The organism is Streptomyces sp. CMB-StM0423 (assembly GCF_002847285.1).
Taxonomy (GTDB): domain Bacteria; phylum Actinomycetota; class Actinomycetes; order Streptomycetales; family Streptomycetaceae; genus Streptomyces.
On sequence record NZ_CP025407.1, the window covers coordinates 7,720,494 to 7,742,528 of the forward strand.

A 22,035-nucleotide genomic window follows, 5' to 3' on the forward strand; every position below is an offset into this window, starting at 1 on the left:
CGGCAACGCGTACGGCCGCGACCCAGCGGGCCGCGGCCGTACGCCGTCCTACCGCCGCGTCACAGCGCCGACAGCTCGGCCTCCAGGTCGTCGAGGCCGAGCGAGCCCTGCGACAGCGCGGCCATGTGCCACGCCTTCGCGTCGAAATCCGCGCCGCGCGCCTTGCGCGCCGCGTCCCGGCCGCGCAGCCAGGCGCGCTCGCCGATCTTGTAGCCGATCGCCTGCCCCGGCATCGACAGGTAGCGCGTCAGCTCGCTCTCCACGAAGTCCGCGGGCCGCCCGCTGTGCATCCCGAAGAACTCCTGCGCCAGCGCCGGCGTCCAGCGCTCGCCCGGGTGGAAGGGGGAGTGGTCCGGGATCGGCAGCTCCAGGTGCATGCCGATGTCGACGATCACGCGCGCGGCGCGCATCATCTGCGCGTCCAGATAGCCGAGCCGCTGCTCCGCGTCGGTGAGGAAGCCCAGCTCGTCCATCAGCCGCTCCGCGTACAGCGCCCAGCCCTCGCAGTTGGCGCTGACCCAGCCGAGCGTCGACTGGTAGCGGGAGAGCTGGTCCTTGACGTACACCCACTGCGCGAGCTGCAGATGGTGTCCGGGGACGCCCTCGTGGTACCAGGTGGAGACCAGGTCGTAGACCGGGAAGCGGGTCTCGCCCATCGTCGGCAGCCAGGTGCGCCCGGGGCGGGAGAAGTCCTCGGCGGGCGGCGTGTAGTACGGCGCGGCGGCGCCGCCGGGCGGGGCGATCCGCGACTCCACCTGCCGCACCGGCCCGGCCAGGTCGAAGTGCGTGCCGTCGAGCGCCTCGATGGCCTCGTCCATGATCCCCTGCAGCCACTCGCGGACGGCGTCCTCGCCCTCGATGTGGGTGCCGTGCTCGTCCAGGTGCTTCAGCGCCTCCCAGGGGGTGCCGGCGCCGGGCAGGATCTTCGCGGCCTCGGTCTTCATCTCGCCGAGCAGCCGGTGGTATTCGGACCAGCCGTACGCGTACGACTCGTCCAGGTCGAGGTCCGCGCCGTTGAAGAAGCGCGACCACTGGGCGTAGCGCTCGCGCCCGACGACGTCGGGCGAGCCGGCCGCGGCGGGCGCGTACACGTCGCGCATCCAGTCCCGCAGCGCGCCCACGGCGGCGGTGGCCTCGCCCGCGGCCGCGTCCAGTTCCCCGCGCAGCGACTCGGGCCCGGCGGCGGTCAGGTCGCCGAACCAGCCGCGTGCCCCGCCCGCCCACTCGGTGAGCTGGCCGACGAACGTCGTGGTCGCCCGCGGCCCGCCGAACAGGCCCTTGTCCACTCCCGCGGCCAGCGACCGGCGGTAGCCGTCGAGCGCCGCCGGGACCGCGCGCAGCCGGGCGGCGATGTCCGACCAGTCGTCCTCGCCCGCGGTCGGCATCAGCGTGAAGCACTCGCGCATCAGGTGCACGGGGGAGTGGATGTTGCTGACGGCCCGCAGGCCCTCCTCGGCGTCGTGCACGGCGAGTTCGGCGCTCAGCCGCTCCCGCAGCAGCCGCGCGCAGCGCCGCTCCGCGTCGCTGTCCGCGCCGGGCTGCCGCTCCGCCGCGTCCAGGGCCGCAAGGGTGGCGCGGCCCAGCTCGGCGACGGCCTGTTGGCCGTCGGGGGAGAAGTCGGGGAGAGCCCGGGAGCTCTCCGGCACGCCGAGCATCGTGCCGCTGATGGGGTCGAGGTCGATCAGGTCGTCGACGTAGGCGTCCGCCACCTGCCGGGGCATTCGCTGGTTCGTGGAGTCGGGCATGCGGGCCATCCTCGTACACGGGGGCGGGCGCCGTCATCACCAAAACGACCTCATGCCCTACGGAGGCAGCAGCGGCCCGCACTCCCAGTGCTGGAAGACCAGCCGCGTCTCCACCCGGGCGACCTCCCGGCGCGAGGTGAACTCGTCGAGCACCAGCCGCTGCAGGTCCGCGGCGTCCCGGACGGCGACGTGCAGCAGGTAGTCGTCGGGCCCGGTGAGATGGAAGAGCGCGCGGGACTCGGGCAGCGAGCGGACCCGCTCGACGAACGGGCCGATCAGGTCGCGGCGGTGCGGGCGCACCTGCACCGACAGCAGCGCCTCCAGGCCGCGGCCGAGCCGCGCGGGGTCGATCGCGAGCCGGTGGCCGGTGATCACGCCGGCGCGGCGCAGCCGGGCCACCCGGTCCAGGCAGGTGGAGGGCGCGACGCCGACGGCGGCGGCCAGATCGCGGTTGGTGGTCCGGGCGTCGTTCTGCAGCACCCGCAGAATCTCCAGGTCCACCGGATCGAGAGCGGGTGAATCGGGCATCGGCCGAACGTAGCACGGGCAACTCCCGCGGATGCCCGTGGAAGCTTCAGCATCCCGGGCATGGAGACCCCGACGCGTTCACTCGCCACCGAGGCCGTGCACGCCGGGCGCGAAGACCTCGCCGCCCTCGGCCTGCACGCCGCCCCGCTCGACCTGTCCACGACCTACCCGTCCCCGGACAGCAGGGGCGAGGCCGCCCGTATCGACGAGTTCGCCGCCACCGGCGCCCCGCTCGAAGGACCGCAGGTCTACGGCAGGATCGGCAACCCCACCGTCGCCCGCTTCGAACAGGCCCTGGCCCGGCTGGAAGGCACCGAGTCGGCCGTCGCGTTCGCCAGCGGGATGGCCGCGCTCAGCGCCTGCCTGCTGGTACGCGGCAGCCTCGGCCTGCGGCACGTCGTCGCCGTCCGGCCGCTCTACGGGTGCAGCGACCACCTGCTCGACAGCGGGCTGCTCGGCACCGAGGTGACCTGGACCGACCCGGCCGGCGTCGCCGACGCGCTCCGCCCGGACACCGGGCTGGTGCTCGTCGAGACCCCCGCGAACCCCACGCTCGCCGAGACGGACCTGCGCGCCGTCGCGTACTCCTGCGGCTCGGTCCCGCTGCTCGTCGACAACACCTTCGCCACCCCCGTCCTGCAGCGCCCCGCCGAGCACGGTGCCCGGCTCGTGCTGCACAGCGCCACCAAGTACCTCGGCGGCCACGGCGACGTGATGGGCGGCGTCATCGCCTGCGACGAGGAACTGGCCGGCGCGCTGCGCCGGATCCGCTTCGCCACCGGCGGCGTGCTGCACCCGCTCGCTGGCTATCTGCTGCTGCGCGGCCTGTCGACCCTTCCGGTACGGGTACGGGCCCAGTCCGGGGCCGCCGCGGAACTCGCCCGCCGGCTCGCCGGCCATCCGGCGGTGACCCGGGTGCGCTACCCGCGGCTCGGCGGCGCGATGGTCGCCTTCGAGGTGCGCGGCGACCCGCACGCGGTCATCGGCGCCGTGCGGCTGATCACCCCGGCGGTGAGCCTGGGCAGCGTCGACACCCTCATCCAGCACCCGGTTTCGATCAGCCACCGCATCGTCGACCCGGCCGACCGCCGCTCGGGCGGCATCGGCGAGCGGCTGCTTCGGATGTCGGTCGGCCTTGAGGACGTGGACGACCTGTGGGCGGACCTGAGCGCGGCGCTCGACGCGGCCGGGGAGCCGGGCCCGGCCGCGGACGCGAGCCGCGCCGCCGTCAGCGCGGTCCGGCGGGACCTGCCGCGGGGGTGAGCCGCTCGTCCAGGTGCGCGGTGACGACGAGCGTGGCGCCCTCCACCTGGTACTCCAGCGGGACGCCCGCCTTGCGCAGGGTGGCGTCCATGGCGGCGTCCAGCGACCGCGTCACCACGTACACGCTGCCGTAGCCCATGCCGGCGGCCGTATTCAGCAGCCGGCGCAGCAGGTCGGTGCCGAGGCCGCGGCGCTGCCAGGCGTCCTCCACGAGCAGCGCCAACTCGGCCTCGTCGTCGTCCCACAGCAGGTGCCCGAGGGCCGCCAGCCGGCCGCCGGCCGTCTGCACCGCCAGCGTCCGGCCGAAGTGCGGGCTCAGCAGGTGCCGCAGATAGCCGTCGGCCTCGTCGGGCGGGCCCTGGTAGCGCATGGCCAGGGTCCGCCGGGAGCAGCGCCGGTGCAGCGCCAGCGCGGCGACGTGGTCCTCGGGCCCGGCGTCGCGGACCGTGAGGGGGCTGGCGGCCCGCGGCCCCGGCGCGTCCCGGCGGCGCGGCGGGCGCGCCCCCGGACGGCGGTCCGGCACGGGGTGGGCCCTGCCACCCGCCCGGAGGACGGCGGCGATCGTGGACGGACCGGGCGCCGCGGACGCGCGCCGCGGGCCCTGCCCCCTCGGTGCGGTGTGATCGGCCATGAACTCCAGCTTTCCGGACGGGTATTGCGTGATCAAGAACGAGCTGTGACCGGATGGTAAAGGGTGAATCGGACCTATGAGGGCGGTTTTCAGCCGACGTTCGCGAGCCGTCGCAGCACCCGGCCGCAGCGCCGCGCATACCCGCGCTGGAAGACGCCGAGGAGCGGTCCCATGGTTGCCACCCACCGCGCGGCCGGGCGGCTGTACGCCGTGACGGTCAGCCAGACGGCGCCGTCGTCCGCCCACTCCACGACGAACGCCTCCTCACCCGTCTCCGGGTGACCCGCGAGTGTTCCGTACCCGAACCCGCCGCGCCGCTCGCCCTGTTCCGCCCACACCACGCGGCAGGGCGCGAGGATACGCAGCGGGCGCCGGCCCAGGCCGACGACGAGCCGCACGCCGGGCGCGGCGCGCGGCCCCTCCGCGTCGATGGTGACCCCGACCGCCCGGTGCATCCGGAACGTCAGCACCGCCTCGGTCGCCGCCCGGTACGCCGCCGGGCCTGCGCCTATGCGGGTGCGTACGGTGAAGGAGTCGTAGCCCGCGGGACTGCGGCCCTCGCGGGTGGCGCCGACCGGGGCGTACGTGAGGTCGTCCACGCCCCGCAGCGTACGCGCCGGCCGGCGACGCGCCGCCGCGGGGCGTCCGCGGATGTTCCGGCTACTGCCCGACGAGCCCCGGCTGCAGCACCTTCGTGAACAGCACCGCGCCGCCCTCCTCGCGCAGCCGCACCGTCAGCTCGCGGCTGCCGCCGTCGATCCGCACCTCGCCGTAGAACTGGAAGCCCTGGCTCGGCGCCACGTTGCCCGTCTGCGGCGCCTTGAGGAACACCCGCTCAGGACCGAACGTGCCGTCCAGCGCACTGCCCGGGAACGCGCCCGCGTGCAGCGGCCCGGTGACGAACTCCCAGAACGGGGCGAAGTCCTTGAACCCCGCCCGCGCCGGGTCGTAGTGCTGCGCGGAGGTGTGGTGCACGTCCGCGGTCAGCCACACGGTGCCGGTGATCCGCCGCTGCTTGATGTGCCGCAGCAGCTCGGCGATCTGCAGCTCACGCCCCAGCGGCGCGCCGGGGTCGCCCTGCGCGACGGCCTCGATGTTCGTGCCGTCCGGCACGACCAGGCCCAGTGGCATGTCGGAGGCGATGACCTTCCACTCCGCGCGGGAGCGCTGCAGCTCCCGCTTGAGCCAGGCCAGTTGCTCGCCCCCGAGGATGCCGTGGACGTCGTCGGGGGCGTGCCCGTCGGAGTTGGCGTTGCGGTACGTGCGCATGTCCAGCACGAAGACGTCGAGCAGTGGCCCGTACGAGACCTTGCGGTAGACCCGCCCGGCGCCGTCGGCGCCCAGCGTGGGCACCGGGAAGTACTCGGCGAACGCCTGCCGGGCGCGGGCCGCGAGCACGTCTGCGCGGCGCTCCGTGTACCGCTCGTCGGTCAGGATCTCGCCCGGGTACCAGTTGTTGACGACCTCGTGGTCGTCCCACTGCACCACGATCGGCACCTGCGCGTTGAAGCGGCGCACGTTCTCGTCGAGCAGGTTGTAGCGGAAGTTGCCGCGGTACTCGGCGAGCGTCTCGGCGACCTTCGACTTCTCCTCGGTGACCAGATTGCGCCACACCGTGCCGTCGGGCAGCGGCACTTCGGCGCTCAGCGGCCCGTCCGCGTATACGGTGTCGCCGCTGTGCAGGAAGAAGTCGGGATCGAGCCCCTGCATCTCGGAGTACACCCGGTAGCCGCCGCGGTCGGGGTTGATGCCCCAGCCCTGTCCCGCGACGTCGCCCGACCAGACGAAGCGCACGTCCTGGCGGCGCCCCGGGGCCGTACGGAACGTGCCCGCGACCGGCTCGCCGGAACGGCGCGGGTCGTCCGCGTCCTCCAGCACCACCCGGTAGTGCACCTGCTCACCGGGCGGCAGCCCGTGCAGCCGTACGGTGCTGGTGTAGTCGGTGCCCGGACCGAGCAGCGGGCCGCGGCGGCGCTGCACCTTGCGGAACGAGTCCGTCGCAGAGGTCTCCACGACCATCCGCGCCGGGCGGTCGGCGCGCACCCACACGGTGCCGCCCTGGGCCGTCACATCGCCCACCTGTACGCCCCACGCCGCCCCCGGCCGGCCCGCGAGCGCCTGTGCGGGCGCCCCGCCGGACAGCGTGGGCACCGCCAGCGCGGCGGACGCCGCGAGGCCGCCGCGCAGCACCGACCGGCGCGCTGGGCCGCCGCTCGCTCTGTCTCCCGTGTTCACCTGGTCTCCCGTCGACGTGCGGATCTCGTGCGCCGTCAGACCTACCGGCGTGTGTTGCCCGTGGCACGAACGACAAGTGAACAACTGCCCCTGCAATGCCGGAAGTGCGCCGCGCGGCGGAGGGTGTCCGGGAGCGGCCGGATTGGACAGGCGGGTGTCTCGTCAGGTGATATGGAGGGGTGGCATACGGCACTGATCTCGACGCCTTCGAGGAGCACCGATCCGTCCTGATGGGCGTGGCGTACCGCATGCTCGGCGGGTTCGCCGACGCCGAGGACGTGGTGCAGGACACCTGGCTGCGCTGGTCGGGCGCGGACCGCGAACACGTCCGCGACGCGCGCGGCTACCTCGTGCGCATCACCACCCGCCTCTCCCTCGACCGGCTGCGCCAGACCCAGGCGCGGCGCGAGGCGTACGTCGGCTCCTGGCTCCCGGAGCCGCTGGCCACCGACCTGCTCGGGGACACGCCGCCGGACAGCTCGGAGCGGGCGCTGCTCGCCGAGTCGGTGACGCTGGCGATGCTCGTCGTGATGGAGTCGCTGTCGCCGCTGGAGCGGGCCGTCTTCGTGCTCCGGGAGGCATTCGGCTTCCCGTACGCGGAGATCGGCGCGATGCTCGAACGCTCCGAGGACGCCGTGCGCCAGCTCGCCGGCCGCGCCCGCCGGCACGTCACGCAGCGCAAGCCGCGCTACGACGTGGACACCGCGGCGCAGCGCGACATCACCGAACGGTTCCTCGAAGCCGCCGCCGGCGGCGACCTGGAGGGGCTGATGGCGCTGCTGGCCCCGGACGTGGACGTGATCTCGGACTCCGGCGGCAAGGCGAAGGCGCCGCGCCGCGTCATCGAGGGCGCCGACAAGACGGCCCGCATCTTCATCGGCAGGGCGAGTGGCATCCACGAGGTGCCCGAGCCGGAGCTGCTGTTCCGCGAGATCAACGGCCAGCCCGGGCTGCTGCTCCTGTCGAAGGGCGAGCCGGACACGGTCATGGTGCCGCAGCTCAGGGACGGCCTGATCGCCCGCATCTTCGTCATCCGCAACCCGGACAAGCTCCGCGGCGTCCGGACCTAGCGCCTCCCGCCGCGGCGGGAGGCGCGGCTAGAGGCCGCCGGAGACCCGCAGCACGGCGCCCGTGGTGTACGACGCTTCGGCGGACAGCAGCCACGCCACCGCGCCGGCGATCTCCTCGGGCTCCCCGGGGCGGCGCATCGGCACCCGCTCCGGGTTGCGCCACGGCCGCTCGGGGTCGCCCATCGCCGCGTGCATGTCGGTGACGGTCATCCCGGGCTGCACGGAGTTGACCCGTACGCCCTCGGGCCCCAGCTCCTTGGCCAGGCCGAGCGTCATGGTGTCCACGGCGGCCTTGCTCGCCGCGTAGTGCACGTACTCGCCGGGGCTGCCGAGGGTGGCCGCGCCGGAGGAGATGGTGACGATCGCGCCGCCGCCGCCCCCGTGCCGGGTGGACATCTCGCGCACCGCGCGGCGGGTGCAGATGAACGTGCCCATGACGTTGACGTCCAGCACCCGGCGCATCACGTCGAGGGACGTCTCGTCGAACCGGCCCAGCGGCCCGGTGATCGCGGCGTTGTTCACCAGCCCGGTCACGGGCCCCAGACGCTCGCGGGCGGTGTCGAACAGGGCGTCGACCTGCTCGGGGTCGCTGACGTCTGCCCGTACGGCCACGCACGCCACCCCCTCGGCCCGCGCCTCCGCCGCCACCCCTTCCGCGGCGGCCTCCGCCCGCTCGTACGCGAGCGCCACGCCGTGACCGGCGTGGGCCAGTCTCCGCACGACAGCCGCGCCGATGCCGCGGCTGCCCCCCGTGACCACCGTGACCTGGTCCATCGCTGCCTTTCCGCCGTCCGTCGGATCGCCGGACGGACCGTACCCCAGGGGCATTGGTCTTGACCAAGCCCGGGTCGCGTCCTACTGTCGGCGAGAGATACTGCAACAACCTTTCATAAACAACCGCGCATAAAGGCGGCCAGGCCGACGGGGATTGCGAGGATCAGGTGGGGACCACGCAGCCGGACACCGTGACCGAGCTGAAGTACTGGCATCTCAAGGGCGTGATCAGCGAGGCGCTGGAGTCGGAGTTCTCGGTGGGGGAGATCCTGCCCAACGAGCGCGAGCTGGCGGCCCGCTTCGGCGTCGCCCGCGCGACCCTGCGGCAGGCGCTCGACCAGTTGGAGCTGGAGGGCCGGCTGCAGCGCAGGCGGGGCGTCGGGACGACCGTCGCGCCGCCGCGCGTCGGCGTGCCGGTGGGCTCCCCGCGCGAGATGTGGCCGGGCGAGGCCGACGACGGCTGGGAGGCCGTCGACGCCGCCGCGGTGGCGGCCCCCGCGGCCGTCGCGCGCATGCTCGGCACCGACCCGACGGAGCCGGTGCACCGGGTGCACCGCTCCCGCAGCCGCAACGGCCAGCCGGTCGCGGCCGAGCTGATCTACGTGCCGGGCGTCTCCGCGCCCGGCTTCAGCCGCGGCGACTCCTCCGTCGGCGCCGCCCGCGCCCGCAACGTGCTGCACGAGCTGCACCGGCTGCCGCTGGAGGGCCAGGACCGCACCGTCGAGCTGGGCTCGGCGCGCGCGGAGGACGCCCGCGAGCTGGACCGGCTGCCGGGCGCCCCGGTGCTGGTGGTCACCACGCGCTACGTCTCCCGGGGGCGCACCGCCGCCGTCGCGGTCTCGACGTACCGCGCGGACACCTGCCGGCTCACCCTCGACGCGGACGCGGCGGTGCTGGCGAGCTGAGCCGCCGCAGGGATCGTACGGACCGGGCGGGACACCCCGCGCGGAGCGGGAAGCCGCAGCGAGACGGCCGGGCCGGGAGCGCACACCCCGTCCGGCCGGCGGCCCGCCGGCTCACCGCCTCGCCGTGACCGTGCTCTCCACGGCGAACAGCTCCTCGTCCAGGTGGTCGAGGGCCAGCCGCAGCGCGCCCGTGGCCACCGCCGCCTCGCCCAGCAGCGACAGCACGACCTCCGGGGGCCGGAGGCAGTAGCGGGCCAGCTCGGCGTGGAGCGGCTCCAGCACGTCGTCCACGCCCGCCGCCCAGCCGCCGATCACCACCAGCTCCGGGTCCAGCGCCAGCACCAGCGCGGCGACGTCGTGGACCAGCCGCTGCATGAACCGGTCCACGGCCCGGCGTGCCCGCTTGTCGCCGTCCTGCGCCAGCGAGAAGACCTCCGCCACCGCCGGCTCGTCCAGCGGGTGCAGCGGCTCCCCGGTGACGCTGAGGAGCTTCTCCGGCGTCGCCTCCCGGCCCAGCAGGTGCAGCGCCCCGATCTCGCCCGCCGCCCCGCCGAAGCCGCGGTGCAGCCGCCCGCCGATCAGCGACCCGGCGCCGGGGCTCAGCCCGGCGCGGACGAAGACCACGTCCGCCGAGTGCCGCGCGGCGCCCTTCCAGTGCTCGGCGACCGCCGCGGTGTTCGCGTCGTTCTCCACCAGCACCGGGCAGCGGAACGAACGCCCCAGCCGCTCCGCGAGGTTGAGGCCCGTCCAGCCGGGCAGCGCCGTGCTCAGCCGCACCATGCCGTCCGCCTCGACGATGCCGGGGCTGCCGACGCCCACCGCGCGCAGCGTGCTGCGCGCCACGCCGGTCTTGCGCAGCACCTCCTGCACCACGGTCCGTACGTTCGCCAGCCGGTCGTCGGCCTCCGCGGCCTCGTCCACCGTGCGCAGCGCCGAGCCGCGCAGCCGGCCGTCGAGGTCGGAGAGCAGGACGGAGACCCGGTGCGGGCCGATCTCGATGCCCAGCAGATGGCCGGACTCGGCGTGGAAGCGGAACTTGCGCGCGGGCCGGCCCTGGCGCCGGGTCGTGCCCTCGTCGGCCGGGGCCTCCACCACCAGCCCGCTGGCGGCCAGCCCCTCCAGCACGCCGTCCAGGGTGGGCCGCGAGAGCCCGGTGGTACGCACCAGTTCGGTCAGCGTCGCCGAGCCCGCGTCGCGCAGCGCGCGCAGGACGACGGCCGAGTTGATCCGCCGCAGCAGGGACGGATCCCCGCCGGTGAGCTGCGCCAACGTCAGCCTCCCTGAGCGTGCTTCCGGATAGCGGATCGTATCCGCTATCCGGCCGCGCCGGGAGCGACGAACCCCGACTCGTACGCCGTGATCACCGCCTGCGTCCGGTCCCGGGCTCCCAGCTTCGCCAGGAGCGCACTGACATGCGATTTGACCGTCTCGGTGCCCAGCACCAGCTCCGCGGCGATCTCGGCGTTCGTCAGCCCGCGGGCGATCAGCCGCAGCACCTCGCCCTCCCGTTCGGTCAGCCGCGCCGCCGCCAGCGCCGCGCGCGCCTCGTCGTTGCCGTGCCCTGCGGCCAGCGACCGCAGCGCGGCCGGGAAGAGCAGCGACTCGCCCTCGGCGACCAGCCGCACCGCGTGCACGATCTCCGCCGGCCGGGCCCGCTTGAGCAGGAACCCGTCGGCGCCCGCGCGCAGCGCCCCGTACACGTACCGGTCCTCCTCGAAGGTGGTCACGACGAGGATCTTCGGCGGCTCGGGGAAGGCGCGGAGCACGGCGCGGGTGGCCTCGATGCCGTCCATGAGCGGCATCCGTACGTCCATCGCGATCACGTCCGGCGCCAGTCGCCGCACGAGGGGGATCACCGCCGCGCCGTCGGCGGCCTCGCCGGCCACCTCGATGTCCGGCTGCGCTTCGAGGATCGCCCGCAGCCCGGCGCGGACCAGGGCGTCGTCGTCGACGAGGAGGACGGAGACGGGCACGGCGTCACTGTATCGGCAGGGTGACGCGTACCCGCCACTCGCCGTCGGAGGGGCCGGCGACCGCCTCGCCGCCGAGCAGCGCGGCGCGCTCGCGGATGCCGCGCAGGCCGCCGCCGGGTCCGGGAGGCGCCGCGCCCGCGGGCAGCCGGTTGCGTACGTGCAGTTCGAGACCGTCCGCCGAGGCCGCGATACGGACCCTGACCGGCACCGGGCCCGCGTGCCGCAGCACGTTCGTCAGGCACTCCTGCACGATGCGGTAGCCCTCCCGGGACACCGGCCCCGGCACCGACTCCAGCGGCCCGTCGATCTCCGCGCTGATCTCCGCCCCCGCCCCGCGCGCGGAGGCCACCAGCCGCTCCGCCTCGGCCAGCCCGGGCCGCCGGGACGGCGGCGCACCCTCCTGGCGCAGCAGCCGCAGCACCCGCTCCAGGTCCTCCAGCGCCTCCCGGCCGGTGTCCTCGATCGCGCCCAGCGCCCGCTCCGTGAACTCCGGCGAGCCCGCCGCCCGCGCGGCCCCGGCCTGCACCACGGCGACGGTCAGCGCGTGCCCGATGGTGTCGTGCAGCTCGCGGGCGAGCCGGTTGTGCTCCAGTAGCCGTTCGGTGCGCTCCTCCAGCGCGGCCAGCCGCTCGGCGGCCGAGGGCCCGAGCAGCCGGGGCGCCAGCGCGGCGATCAGCACGCCCAGCCCCCAGCCGGCCGCCAGCAGGGCCGGCACCACGACCGGGACGAGCAGCGGGTACGACCCGTGCCACGGGCCCGGCAGCGGCAGGATCTCCTCTTCGAACGAGGACCAGTGGTGCGCGGAGGTCAGCGCGACGGTCAGGAAGATGCCCTGGATGCCGACCACGGCGGCCAGCAGCCCCACCCACATCCGCAGCACCAGCCAGACGAACACCCGGCCCCGGTCGGCCCACGAGTCGGCCGGCGTGCGTGCGAGCCCCGGATCCGGCTGCGCATCCGTGCCGTGCGGACCCGGGAACAGCAGGAGCCGGGCCTGCATCGTCTCCAGGAGCCGGGTGGCCGGGATGGCCGCCGCGACGCCGAGCAGCGGCACCGGGCCGAGGGCGAGGACGGCATAGCTGACCACCGGCGGCACGTCCTCCACGCCCCAGACGAAGGCGCCCAGCAGGGCCAGGGTCGCGGCGATGAACAGGTGCAGCCACCGCGTGTACGTCACTGACCGCAGCACCGGCCGCAGCGGGCGGGAGAGGGTTCGGAGAAGGCGCGGCATGCCGTTCATCGTGCCAGCGCCGTCCGGCCCGCGGCTCCCCCGCGCGGGGGAGGCCGGACCCGCGCGCGGGGGAGGCCCCGGCACCGTCCCGACCGGCAGCGTGGCCCGTATGACAGCAGCAACAGCCATCGAGGTCCGCGAACTGACCAAGGACTACGGGGACGTCCGGGCGCTCGACGCCGTGACCTTCACCGTCCGTCCCGGCCGGGTCACCGGCTTCCTCGGCCCCAACGGCGCCGGCAAGTCCACCGCCATGCGCCTCGTCCTCGGCCTGGACCGGGCCACCTCCGGCACCGCCACCGTCGGCGGCCGGCGGTACCCGGAGCTGGCGGAACCGCTCCGGCACGTCGGCGCCCTGCTCGACGCGCAGGCCGCCCACGGCTCCCGCACCGGCCGCGCCCACCTGCGCGCGCTGGCCGCGAGCAACGGCCTGCCGGACGCCCGCGTCGCCGGGGTGCTGCGGCTGACCGGGATCGAGTCCGCCGCGGGCCGGCGCGTACGGACGTACTCGCTCGGCATGCGCCAGCGGCTCGGCATCGCTGCCGCGCTGCTCGGCGACCCGCCCGTGCTGCTGCTGGACGAGCCGTCCAACGGGCTCGACCCCGAGGGCATCGTGTGGATCCGGGGGCTGCTGCGCCGGCTGGCCGACGAGGGCCGCACCGTGCTCGTCTCCAGCCATCTGATGGGGGAGACCGCCGCGTACGCCGACCACCTCGTGGTGCTCGGCCGCGGCCGGCTGCTCGCCGACGTGCCGCTCGCGGAGTTCGTCGCGGGCAGTGCCGGCGGGCTGGAGGAGGCGTACCTCCGGCTGACCGCCTCCGCCGCGGAGTTCACCAGCGAGACCCGGGAGGTCTGAACGATGACTGCCACCGCCGTGCTCCGCGCCGAGTGGATCAAGATCACGACGCTGCGCGGCACCGTCTGGTCGCTGGCGTGCGTGCTGGTCGCCACCGCCGGCTTCGGGATCCTCGCCAACGCCTCCCTCTCCGATGCCGAACCCGAGGGCTTCGACCCGCTGTTCTCCGTCCTCGTGGGCGTCGGCCCCGGGCAGATCGCCGCGATCGTCTTCGGGACGCTCGCGGTGTCGTCCGAGTACCAGAGCGGGCTGATCCGCGCCACGCTGGCCGCCGTGCCGCGGCGCGGGCTGCTCTACGGCGCCAAGCTCGCGCACGTCGGCGGGCTCACGCTCGCCGTCGGGCTGGTGACGACCCTCGTGTCGTTCCTGGCCGGCGGCGCCGCGCTCGGCGACCGGGCCCCCGGCCTCGGCGACGACGGCTCGCTGCGCGGCATCGTCGGCGGCGCGGTCTACCTGGCGCTCATGGCGCTGCTCGCCGCGGGGCTCGCCGCCGTACTGCGCAGCGGCGTCGCGGTGCTGGGCATCCTGATCCCGTTCGTGCTGGCGGTGTCCATGGTGTTCGGTGGCGGGTCGGCGGGCGTCGCGGACTTCCTGCCGGACCGCGCCGGGCAGCAGGTGATGTACGCCGACCCGCCCACGGACCTGCCGCCGCTCGCCGGGCTGGCCGTCACCGCGCTCTGGGCGGGGGCGGCGGTGCTGGCCGGCTGGTGGACGCTGCGGCGGCGGGACGCGTAGCGCCGCGGTCCGCTACGGGGCCGGGGCGGGCGGCGTCACAGGATCGCCCCGGGCGCGTACCCCGCCGCCTCCGGATGCCGCTTGACGACCTCCTCGACCCGCGCCGCCACCGCCGCCACCTGCTCCTCGGCCGCGCCGGTGAACGACAGCCGGTCGGCCATCAGCGCCTCCAGCCGGTCCCGGTCCAGCGGGATGCGGGCGTCGGCGGCGAGCCGGTCGAGGAGTTCGTTGCGCTCGGCGCCGCGCTCGCGCATCGCGAGGGCCGCGGCGACCGCGTGCTCCTTGACGACCTCGTGCGCCTCCTCCCGGCCGACCCCGGCCCGTACCGCCGCCATCAGCACCTTGGTGGTGGCCAGGAACGGCAGATAGCGGTCCAGCTCGCGGGCGATCACCGCCGGGAAGGCGCCGAACTCGTCCAGCACCGTCAGGAACGTCTCCAGCAGCCCGTCGAGTGCGAAGAACGCGTCCGGCAGCGCCACGCGGCGCACCACCGAGCAGGACACGTCGCCCTCGTTCCAGGTGTCGCCGGCCAGCTCCGCGGTCATCGAGGCGTACCCGCGCAGGATCACCATGAGGCCGTTCACGCGCTCACAGGAGCGGGTGTTCATCTTGTGCGGCATCGCGGACGAGCCGACCTGCCCCGGCTTGAAGCCCTCGGTGACCAGCTCGTGCCCGGCCATCAGCCGGATCGTCTTCGCCAGCGACGACGGCGCTGCGGCGACCTGCACCAGCGCCGCGACCACGTCGTAGTCCAGCGAGCGCGGGTAGACCTGGCCGACGGAGGTGAAGGCGCGGGCGAAGCCGAGGTGTCCTGCGACCCGGCGCTCCAGCTCCGCCAGCTTCGCGGCGCCCTCCTTACCGCCGCCGAGCAGGTCGAGCATGTCCTGCGCGGTGCCGACCGGGCCCTTGATGCCGCGCAGCGGATAGCGCGCGAGCAGGTCCTCCACCCGGCCGTACGCGGTCAGCAACTCGTCGGCGGCGGTGGCGAACCGCTTGCCCAGCGTGGTGGCCTGCGCGGCGACGTTGTGCGAACGGCCGGCCATCACAAGACCGGCGTGCTCGCCGGCCAGCCCGCCCAGCCGGACCAGCACGGCGACCGCGCGGTCGCGTACCAGCTCCAGGGACTGCCGCACCTGGAGCTGCTCCACGTTCTCCGTCAGGTCGCGGGAGGTCATGCCCTTGTGGATCTGCTCGTGCCCGGCGAGCGCGTTGAACTCCTCGATACGGGCCTTCACATCGTGCCGCGTGACCTTCTCGCGCTCGGCGATCGAGGCGAGGTCGACGTCCTCCAGCACCCGCTCGTAGTCGGCGACGGCGCCCTCGGGCACCTCGATCCCCAGATCCCGCTGGGCGCGCAGCACGGCGAGCCAGAGCTGCCGCTCCAGGACGACCTTGTGCTCGGGGGACCAGAGGGCGGCCAGCTCCGCGGAGGCGTAGCGGGCGGCCAGGACGTTGGGGATGCGCGGCTTGTTCACGTGGGGAGATTCTACGGGCCCCGCCGGGCGGGGTGCGGAGGGCGGCGGGTGGGGGCGTACGGGGACGTGCGCCGGGGTCCGCGCGCGGGGCGGGCGTCAGGGGTCCGCGGCCGCGCGGTGCCGGCGTCAGACGTCGTACGGCAGCAGATCCGGGCGCTTCGGCGCGCGGCCGTCGCCGGAGGAGCGGCCGGTGAGCCGGCGGTGCACCCAGGGCAGCAGGTGCGTACGGGCGAAGCGGGCGTCCGCGGTGCGGCGGGTGAGCCACGGCGGCCGCGGGGCCGGGGGCGGCAGCGGGCCCGTCCAGTCGTACTGGGGGGTGCCGCCGAGCGTCTGCCAGACGGCCTCGCCGACGCGGCGGTGGCCCTCGGGCGTCAGGTGCAGCCGGTCCTCGTCCCACAGCCGTACGTCGCTCAGCACGTCGGCGCCGTACAGGTCGACGACCAGCGCACTGTGGCGTGCGGCGAGGTCGTCGACGTGCGTGAAGAGCTGCTCCATGCGCGGTCTGACCCGCTCCAGCACCCGGCCGTCGCGCCCCGGGCTGCGCATCAGCACGAGCTGCTTGCAGCTCGGCGCCAGCTTCGCCACCGCCTCTTCGAGCAGGCCGCACACCCGGTCCATGTCGCAGCGCGGCCGGATGGCGTCGTTGAGGCCGCCGACGAGGGTGATGACGTCGGCCTCCATGGCGGCGGCCCGGTCGACCTGCTCGTCGAGGATCTGGCGGATGAGCTTGCCGCGGACGGCCAGGTTCGCGTACCGGAAGCCGGGCTGCGCCGCCGCGAAGCGGGCCGCGAGGAGGTCTGCCCAGCCGCGGTAGGAGCCGTCGGGCTGCAGGTCGGACATACCCTCCGTGAAGGAGTCGCCGACCGCGACGAAACTGGTGTAGCGCGCGTTCACGTCCGCCGATCCTACTCGCCGCCGCGGGTGTCGCTCCCGGCGCCCGTACCGCGGGTCACGACTCCCGGCCGACCAGCTCGCGGAGCACGTCCTCCATGGTCACCAGCCCCGTCACCCGGCCCTCCTCGCCGGTCACCGCGGCCAGGTGGGTGCGGCTGCGGCGCATGGCGGTCAGCACGTCGTCCAGCGGCGCGCTCGCGCGCACCCGGGCGATGCGGCGCATCGCCGTGCGCGGGAACGGCGCCTCGCGGTCGGCGGCGCCGAGGGCGTCCTTGACGTGCAGATAGCCGAGGATCCTGCGGCTGTCGTCCACCACCGGGAAGCGGGAGAAACCGGAGGCGACGGCCAGTGCCTCCAGCGCCTCCGGGGTGACGCCGACGGGCGCGGTGACCACGTGCCCGGTGGGCACCACCACGTCGCCCACGGGGCGGCGGCCCAGCTCCAGGGTGTCGCGCAGCCGCTCGGCGGAGCGGTCGTCGAGCAGCGCGGCCTCCGCGGAGTCCGCCACCATGCGGGCCAGGTCGGCGTCGGAGAACGACGCGGCGACCTCGTCGCGGGTCTGCACGCGCAGCAGCCGGAGCAGCGCGTTGGCGAAGGCGTTGACGGTGAAGACGACGGGGCGCAGCGCGTGGGTGAGCGCGACCAGCGGCGGGCCGAGCAGCAGCGCGGAGCGCACCGGGTCGGCCAGCGCCACGTTCTTGGGCACCATCTCGCCGAGCAGCATGTGCAGGTACGTGGCCACGGCCAGCGCGATCGCGAAGGAGATCGGGTGCACCAGGCCGTGCGGCACCCCCACCGCGTTGAACAGCGGCTCCAGCAGATGGGCGATGGCCGGCTCGGCGACGACACCGAGGACCAGCGTGCACAGGGTGATGCCGAGCTGGGCCGCGGCCATCAGCGTGGAGACGTGCTCAAGACCCCAGATCACCCGGCGTGCACGGCGGTCGCCCTCCTGGGCGTACGGCTCGATCTGGCTGCGGCGCACGGAGATGAGCGCGAACTCCGCGCCCACGAAGAAGGCGTTGAGCACCAGCGTCAGCAGGCCGATGATCAACTGGACGACGGTCATCCGGGCTCCCCCCTGCCGGCCGCCGTACGGCTGCTGCTGCCGCCCGCGCCGCCGGTGCCTTCGTCTTCGCCGTCGTCGGGCTCGGCGCCCGGCGGCGGGGCGTGCAGCAGCACCCGCGCGGCGCGGCGTCCGGTCGCGTCCACGACGTCCAGCCGCCAGCCCCCGGCCTCCAGCGCGTCCCCGTCGACGGGGATGCGGCCCAGCTCGGTGGCGACCAGCCCGGCCAGCGTCTCGTACGGGCCCTCCGGCACCCGCAGACCGATCTCCGCAAGCTGGTCGGGGCGTACCCCGCCGTCGGCGTCGAAGAGCATCCGGCCGTCCGGGTCCGCACCGCTGGGCAGCAGGTCCGGCGTCTCCAGCGGGTCGTGCTCGTCCCGCACCTGGCCGATGACCTCCTCCACGACGTCCTCCATGGTGACCACGCCGGCGGTGCCGCCGTACTCGTCGACCACCACCGCCATGGTGCGCTTCTCCGTCAGCCGGTCCATCAGGTGGTCGACGGGCAGCGTCTCGGGCACCAGCACCGGCTCGCGCAGCAGCCGGGTCAGCGGGTGGCGGGCGCGGCGGTCGGCGGGGATGCCGAGGACGTCCTTGACGTGCACGTAGCCCAGGACGGTGTCCAGGCTTCCGCGGTAGACCGGGAAGCGGGACAGGCCGGTGGCGCGGGAGGCGTCGACGACGTCCCCGACGGTGGCGTCGTCCTCCAGCGCGACGACCTGCATCCGGGGCGTCATCACGTTCTCCGCGGTCAGCTCCGCGAGCCCCAGCGTGCGGACGAACAACTCGGCGGTGTCGGCCTCCAGCGAGCCCTTCTTCGCCGAGTGCCGGGCCAGCGCGGCGAGTTCCTGCGGGCTGCGCGCCGAGGCCAGCTCCTCCGCCGGCTCCAGGCCCATCAGCCGCAGCACCCGGTTGGCGGTGTTGTTCAGATGGCGGATGAAGGGGCGGAAGACGCCGCTGAACGTGCGCTGGAAGGCGGCGACGCGCTTGGCCATGGCCAGCGGGCGGGAGATGGCCCAGTTCTTGGGCACGAGTTCGCCGACGACCATCAGGACGACGGTCGACAGCGCCGTGCCCAGCACGAGCGCGACGCCGGAGGTGGCCGAGCCAGGTACGCCCGCCGCGCGCAGCGGGCTGTGCAGCAGCGAGGCGACGGACGGCTCGGCGAGCATGCCGACGACGAGGTTGGTGACGGTGATGCCGAGCTGCGCGCCCGACAACTGGAACGTCAGGCCGCGAACGGCCTGGAGCGCACCGGCAGCGCCGCGCTCGCCGCGGTCCACGGCCCGCTCCAGCTCGGCTCGCTCCACGGTCGTCAGCGAGAACTCGGCCGCCACGAACAGGCCGCAGGCCAGGCAGAGCGCCAGGGCCAGGACCAGCAGCAGCACCTCGGTCATCGGGTCACCTCCGTCTCATGATCACGCAGGGTCGCGGGGGTCGCGCGGCGACCGCGGTCAGCCGGCGGCAAGCGGCTTGACCCAGCGGCTCCACTGCTCCTGGCGGACATAGCCCCCGGCGTGCCAGGCGTGGTGCGCCTGCTCGTTGCGGTTCAGCACCATCGCGTCCGCGCGCCGGCCGCCGAAGGCGGCGAACCGCCGCTCCGCCGCGACCAGCAGCGCGGTGCCGACGCCGCGGCGCCGGTGGCCGGGGTCCACGGCGAGCCGGTACAGATGGCAGCGCCAGCCGTCGAACCCGGCGATGACGGTGCCCGCCAGCTCCCCGCCGCGCTCGGCCAGCAGCAGCGCGCCCGGGTCGCGCTCCAGCAGCCCGGCGACGCCCGCCTCGTCGTCGCTGACGGACGTGCCCTCGGCTGCCGCCTTCCAGAACGCGAGCACCGCCGGCACGTCCGCGGGCTCCGCGGCCCGGATGTGTAGATCGTCCATGCCCGGCATCCCATCACCGGGGGCCCGCCCGCGTCGACCGTATTCGGCGCACGGCCGGGCCACGGCCGCCCCGGCGGGCCGGTCCCTGACGGGCCGTCCGGCCGGGCGGCGCGCGCGGTCGCACGACCCGCCCGGTCCGTACGAGCGCCCCCGGACCGGGCGGCGGTCACTCGTGGGCGATGGCTGCCAGCACGTTGAGCCGGGACGCCCGCAGCGCCGGCAGCAGCGCGGCCAGCAGGCCGACCAGCACCGACCCGATCACCACGGCGAGCTGCACCGTCCAGTCGATCGCGAAGGCGCGCATGCCCTCCAGCGCCAGCACCTCGTGCACCCCCGCGCCCCACGCCAGGCCCAGCACCAGGCCGAGCAGCGCGCCGAACACGGCGATCACGACGGACTCCAGCCGGATCATCCGGCGCGTCTGGCGTCTGGACAGCCCGATGGCCCGCAGCATGCCTATCTCCCGGGTCCGCTCGACCACCGACAGCGCCAGCGTGTTCACCACGCCCAGCACCGCGATGACGATTGCCAGCCCCAGCAGCGCGAAGACCAGATAGAGCAGCACGATGATCTGCTCCCGGATCAGCTCCTTGAAGTCGGCCTGGTCCCGCACCTTCACCTGCGGGAAGGCTTCGAGCCCGCTTTCCAGCGACGCGCGCAGCTTGTCGACGTCGGTGCCGCTCGCGGCGTTGACGAAGACGACCGCCTCCTGCCCGCCGGGCAGGTACTTCTCCAGGGTCTCCATGCCGAGGAAGAAGCCGCCCGCCGCGCCGAACCCGCCGCTCGTCTCCTGCTTGGTGAGCGCCCCGACAGTCAGGTCCGCCTTCTTGCGGTTGGGGAACTCGACCCGGAGCGTGCTGCCCATGCGTATGCCGTGGTCGCGGGCGAACTGCCGCTGCAGGCCCACGTGCCCGGGCGCGAGCGCGTCGCCGGTGCTCCCCGCCGCGTACTCCAGCCGGCTGACCTGGTCCAGCTCCTTGTCGAAGGCGCCGGCGCTGGTGCTGGTCTTCTCGCCGTCCGGCAGCGTCACCCGCAGCGGCGCGAACCGCTGGCGTACGACGAGGCCCACGCCGTCCGCCTCCTCGACCCGCTCGGTGACCTCGCGGGGGAACGGGCCGAAGCTGTCACTCTGTACGAGGAAGTCGGCGCCCAGCGTCCGGTCGATCTCCTCGTCGAAGGACTTCGTCATCGATGCGGCGGCCACCGACATGCCGCCGACCAGGGCCAGGCCCACCATCAGTGCCACGGCCGTGGCGCCGGTGCGCCGCGGGTTGCGCAGCGCGTTGCGCTGGCTGAGGGCGCCGACGGAGCCGAAGATCCGCGGGAACCAGCCGCCCACCACCCGGATCACCGGCCGCACCAGCAGCGGCCCGGCCGCGACCACGGCGAGCATCGTCAGCACCACGCCGCCCACCAGCCACACCGCGGAGTCACGGGTCCGGTCCGCCGTGGCGCAGAGGTAGAACGACAGCGCCCCGGCGGCACCGAGGACGGAGCCGAGCGCCGCCCGCACCCGCATCGGCCGGCCGACCTCCGCGATCTCCAGGTCGGCGAGCGCCGCCATGGGGGAGACCCGCGCCGCGCGCCGGGCCGGCAGGTACGCCGCGACGAACGTGACGCCCACGCCCACCGCGTACGCGAAGACCGGCGTGACCCAGCTCACGACCATCTCCGCCGCGTCCAGGTTCATCCCCAGCAGGCCCATCGTCTCGATGAGCCCGACGGCCAGGCCGATGCCGCTGAGCAGCCCGAGCGTGGAGCCCGCCAGCCCGAGCAGCAGCGCCTCGGTGAGCACCGAGCGGCGGACCTGCCGCCGGTCCGCGCCCAGCGCGCGCATCAGGCCCAGCTCGCGGGTGCGCTGCGCGATGAGCATCGAGAACGTGTTGACGATCAGGAAGATGCCGACCAGCACGGCGATGCCGGCGAAGCCGAGCATCACGTACTTGATGATGTCGAGGAACGTGCCCAGCTCCTCCGCCGCCGACTTCGCCTGCTCGTCCGCGGTCTGCACGGCGTAGTTCCCGTCGAGCGCCGCCTTGACGCGCTTCTTCAGCGCGGCGTCCGACACCCCCGGCGCCGCGTCCACGGAGACCGACGTGGCCAGCGGCGGGCCCGCGGCCTCCCCGTCCCCGCGCTGCGGGTTGTCGAGCAACTGGCGCTGCGCGGCCGCCGTGTCGAGATAGACCACCGTGGCGCCCGGGTTGGTGGTCGTGAACTTCGCGATGCCGACGACCTCGACCTCGAACCTGCCCGGCTGCGCGAGGACGTTGAGCGTGTCGCCGATCTCGATGTTCTTGCGATCGGCGGTGTCCTTGTCGAGCAGCGCCTCGCCGGCCCCGCCCGGCTCGCGGCCGTCCGACAGCTCCACCGGGCTGCGATCGCTGACGTACCAGTTGGCGGCGATCGTCGGGGGGCCCGTGGTCCGGCCGATCGGCTCGTTCTCCGCGTCGGTGACGGTGAGGTTCTCCACCTCGACGTCGAGGTGGACTGCCTGCACCCCCGGTACCTTCGCCACCTCGTCGGCGACCGACGCGGGCAGCGTCGGCACCAGCCCGGAGCCGAACCCGCGGTTCTGCTCGAACGCCTCCTTCGGCGAGACCGCCACGTCGGCGGCCGTGGAGGCGAAGAGCCGGTCGAAAGTGCGGCTGACGGTGTCGGAGAAGATGAGGCTGCCGGAGACGAACGCCACCGACAGCAGGACGGCCAGCGCCGACAGCAGCAGCCGCCCCTTGTGCGCGAAGAAGCTGCGCAGAGTCGCCTTGAGCACGCCC

The 22,035-nt window shown here is 74.6% G+C and carries 20 protein-coding genes; 5 read left to right on the forward strand and 15 right to left on the reverse strand.

Going from position 1 to position 22,035, the window contains the following annotated elements; genetic code table 11:
• Positions 1–59: 59 nt before the first annotated feature.
• Positions 60–1,745 (reverse strand): DUF885 domain-containing protein, encoded by a 1,686-nt coding sequence (locus CXR04_RS33510; protein WP_101425946.1) that lies wholly within the window; start codon positions 1,743–1,745, stop codon positions 60–62.
• 57 nt (positions 1,746–1,802) lie between these two features.
• Positions 1,803–2,273 (reverse strand): Lrp/AsnC family transcriptional regulator, encoded by a 471-nt coding sequence (locus tag CXR04_RS33515; protein ID WP_101425947.1) that lies wholly within the window; start codon positions 2,271–2,273, stop codon positions 1,803–1,805.
• Positions 2,274–2,333: 60 nt separating this feature from the next.
• Between CXR04_RS33515 and CXR04_RS33520 the strand changes: the two genes are divergently transcribed.
• Positions 2,334–3,536, forward strand: a complete 1,203-nt coding sequence (locus tag CXR04_RS33520) for a trans-sulfuration enzyme family protein (RefSeq protein ID WP_101425948.1) — start codon at positions 2,334–2,336, stop codon at positions 3,534–3,536.
• Here CXR04_RS33520 and CXR04_RS33525 read toward each other — a convergent pair.
• The 3 genes from CXR04_RS33525 to CXR04_RS33535 form a co-directional block, all read right to left on the reverse strand.
• Complete coding sequence (locus CXR04_RS33525; RefSeq protein WP_101425949.1) at positions 3,502–4,167, reverse strand: GNAT family N-acetyltransferase; 666 nt, start codon at positions 4,165–4,167, stop codon at positions 3,502–3,504. The two genes, CXR04_RS33520 and CXR04_RS33525, sit on opposite strands and share 35 nt — an antisense overlap.
• An 89-nt stretch (positions 4,168–4,256) precedes the next feature.
• Positions 4,257–4,766: a DUF1990 family protein gene (locus tag CXR04_RS33530; RefSeq protein ID WP_101425950.1), complete on the reverse strand. Its 510-nt coding sequence runs from the start codon at positions 4,764–4,766 to the stop codon at positions 4,257–4,259.
• A 61-nt stretch (positions 4,767–4,827) separates the two neighbouring features.
• Positions 4,828–6,357: an alkaline phosphatase D family protein gene (locus tag CXR04_RS33535; RefSeq protein ID WP_101425951.1), complete on the reverse strand. Its 1,530-nt coding sequence runs from the start codon at positions 6,355–6,357 to the stop codon at positions 4,828–4,830.
• Between the two features lie 224 nt (positions 6,358–6,581).
• Between CXR04_RS33535 and sigJ the strand changes: the two genes are divergently transcribed.
• Positions 6,582–7,472, forward strand: a complete 891-nt coding sequence (gene sigJ / locus CXR04_RS33540; protein WP_101425952.1) for an RNA polymerase sigma factor SigJ — start codon at positions 6,582–6,584, stop codon at positions 7,470–7,472.
• A gap of 27 nt (positions 7,473–7,499) precedes the next feature.
• Here the strand turns inward: sigJ and CXR04_RS33545 are convergent, their stop codons facing one another.
• A complete protein-coding gene (locus CXR04_RS33545) occupies positions 7,500–8,246 on the reverse strand; it encodes an SDR family oxidoreductase (RefSeq protein WP_101425953.1) in 747 nt (248 codons plus the stop codon).
• 167 nt (positions 8,247–8,413) lie between these two features.
• Here CXR04_RS33545 and CXR04_RS33550 point away from each other — a divergent pair, with 167 nt between their 5' ends.
• Positions 8,414–9,151, forward strand: a complete 738-nt coding sequence (locus tag CXR04_RS33550) for a GntR family transcriptional regulator (RefSeq protein WP_101425954.1) — start codon at positions 8,414–8,416, stop codon at positions 9,149–9,151.
• Positions 9,152–9,262: 111 nt separating this feature from the next.
• Here the strand turns inward: CXR04_RS33550 and CXR04_RS33555 are convergent, their stop codons facing one another.
• From CXR04_RS33555 to CXR04_RS33565, 3 genes are read right to left on the reverse strand one after another with little or no spacing between them, the layout of a single operon-like run.
• The gene (locus CXR04_RS33555; protein WP_101425955.1) at positions 9,263–10,420 is read right to left on the reverse strand and encodes an ROK family transcriptional regulator; all 1,158 of its coding nucleotides are present in this window, start codon (positions 10,418–10,420) and stop codon (positions 9,263–9,265) included.
• A 44-nt stretch (positions 10,421–10,464) separates the two neighbouring features.
• The gene (locus tag CXR04_RS33560) at positions 10,465–11,124 is read right to left on the reverse strand and encodes a response regulator transcription factor (protein ID WP_101425956.1); all 660 of its coding nucleotides are present in this window, start codon (positions 11,122–11,124) and stop codon (positions 10,465–10,467) included.
• A gap of 4 nt (positions 11,125–11,128) precedes the next feature.
• Positions 11,129–12,364 carry a sensor histidine kinase gene (locus tag CXR04_RS33565; protein ID WP_101425957.1) on the reverse strand — a complete coding sequence of 412 codons (1,236 nt, stop codon included), beginning with the start codon at positions 12,362–12,364 and terminating at the stop codon, positions 11,129–11,131.
• A 100-nt stretch (positions 12,365–12,464) separates the two neighbouring features.
• Here CXR04_RS33565 and CXR04_RS33570 point away from each other — a divergent pair, with 100 nt between their 5' ends.
• Together CXR04_RS33570 and CXR04_RS33575 are read left to right on the forward strand one after the other, a co-directional pair.
• Entirely contained in the window at positions 12,465–13,211 is a 747-nt protein-coding gene (locus tag CXR04_RS33570) for an ABC transporter ATP-binding protein (protein ID WP_101426738.1), read from the forward strand.
• Positions 13,212–13,214: 3 nt separating this feature from the next.
• Positions 13,215–13,946, forward strand: a complete 732-nt coding sequence (locus CXR04_RS33575) for an ABC transporter permease (RefSeq protein ID WP_101425958.1) — start codon at positions 13,215–13,217, stop codon at positions 13,944–13,946.
• A 35-nt stretch (positions 13,947–13,981) separates the two neighbouring features.
• On the opposite strand, the gene purB is transcribed toward CXR04_RS33575, so the two are convergent.
• The 6 genes from purB to CXR04_RS33605 all read right to left on the reverse strand — a co-directional run bounded on the left by purB (position 13,982) and on the right by CXR04_RS33605 (position 22,031).
• Entirely contained in the window at positions 13,982–15,421 is a 1,440-nt protein-coding gene (purB, locus tag CXR04_RS33580) for an adenylosuccinate lyase (protein WP_101425959.1), read from the reverse strand.
• A gap of 126 nt (positions 15,422–15,547) precedes the next feature.
• Positions 15,548–16,261 carry an SGNH/GDSL hydrolase family protein gene (locus CXR04_RS33585; protein ID WP_234380850.1) on the reverse strand — a complete coding sequence of 238 codons (714 nt, stop codon included), beginning with the start codon at positions 16,259–16,261 and terminating at the stop codon, positions 15,548–15,550.
• A 109-nt stretch (positions 16,262–16,370) separates the two neighbouring features.
• A complete protein-coding gene (locus tag CXR04_RS33590) occupies positions 16,371–17,384 on the reverse strand; it encodes a hemolysin family protein (protein ID WP_101425961.1) in 1,014 nt (337 codons plus the stop codon).
• A complete protein-coding gene (locus CXR04_RS33595; RefSeq protein ID WP_101425962.1) occupies positions 17,381–18,778 on the reverse strand; it encodes a hemolysin family protein in 1,398 nt (465 codons plus the stop codon). The genes CXR04_RS33590 and CXR04_RS33595 overlap by 4 nt, the downstream gene beginning before the upstream one ends.
• A 57-nt stretch (positions 18,779–18,835) precedes the next feature.
• Positions 18,836–19,264 (reverse strand): GNAT family N-acetyltransferase, encoded by a 429-nt coding sequence (locus CXR04_RS33600; RefSeq protein WP_199850585.1) that lies wholly within the window; start codon positions 19,262–19,264, stop codon positions 18,836–18,838.
• A 166-nt stretch (positions 19,265–19,430) separates the two neighbouring features.
• Positions 19,431–22,031 carry an ABC transporter permease gene (locus tag CXR04_RS33605; RefSeq protein ID WP_101425964.1) on the reverse strand — a complete coding sequence of 867 codons (2,601 nt, stop codon included), beginning with the start codon at positions 22,029–22,031 and terminating at the stop codon, positions 19,431–19,433.
• Between the last annotated feature and the right edge of the window lie 4 nt (positions 22,032–22,035).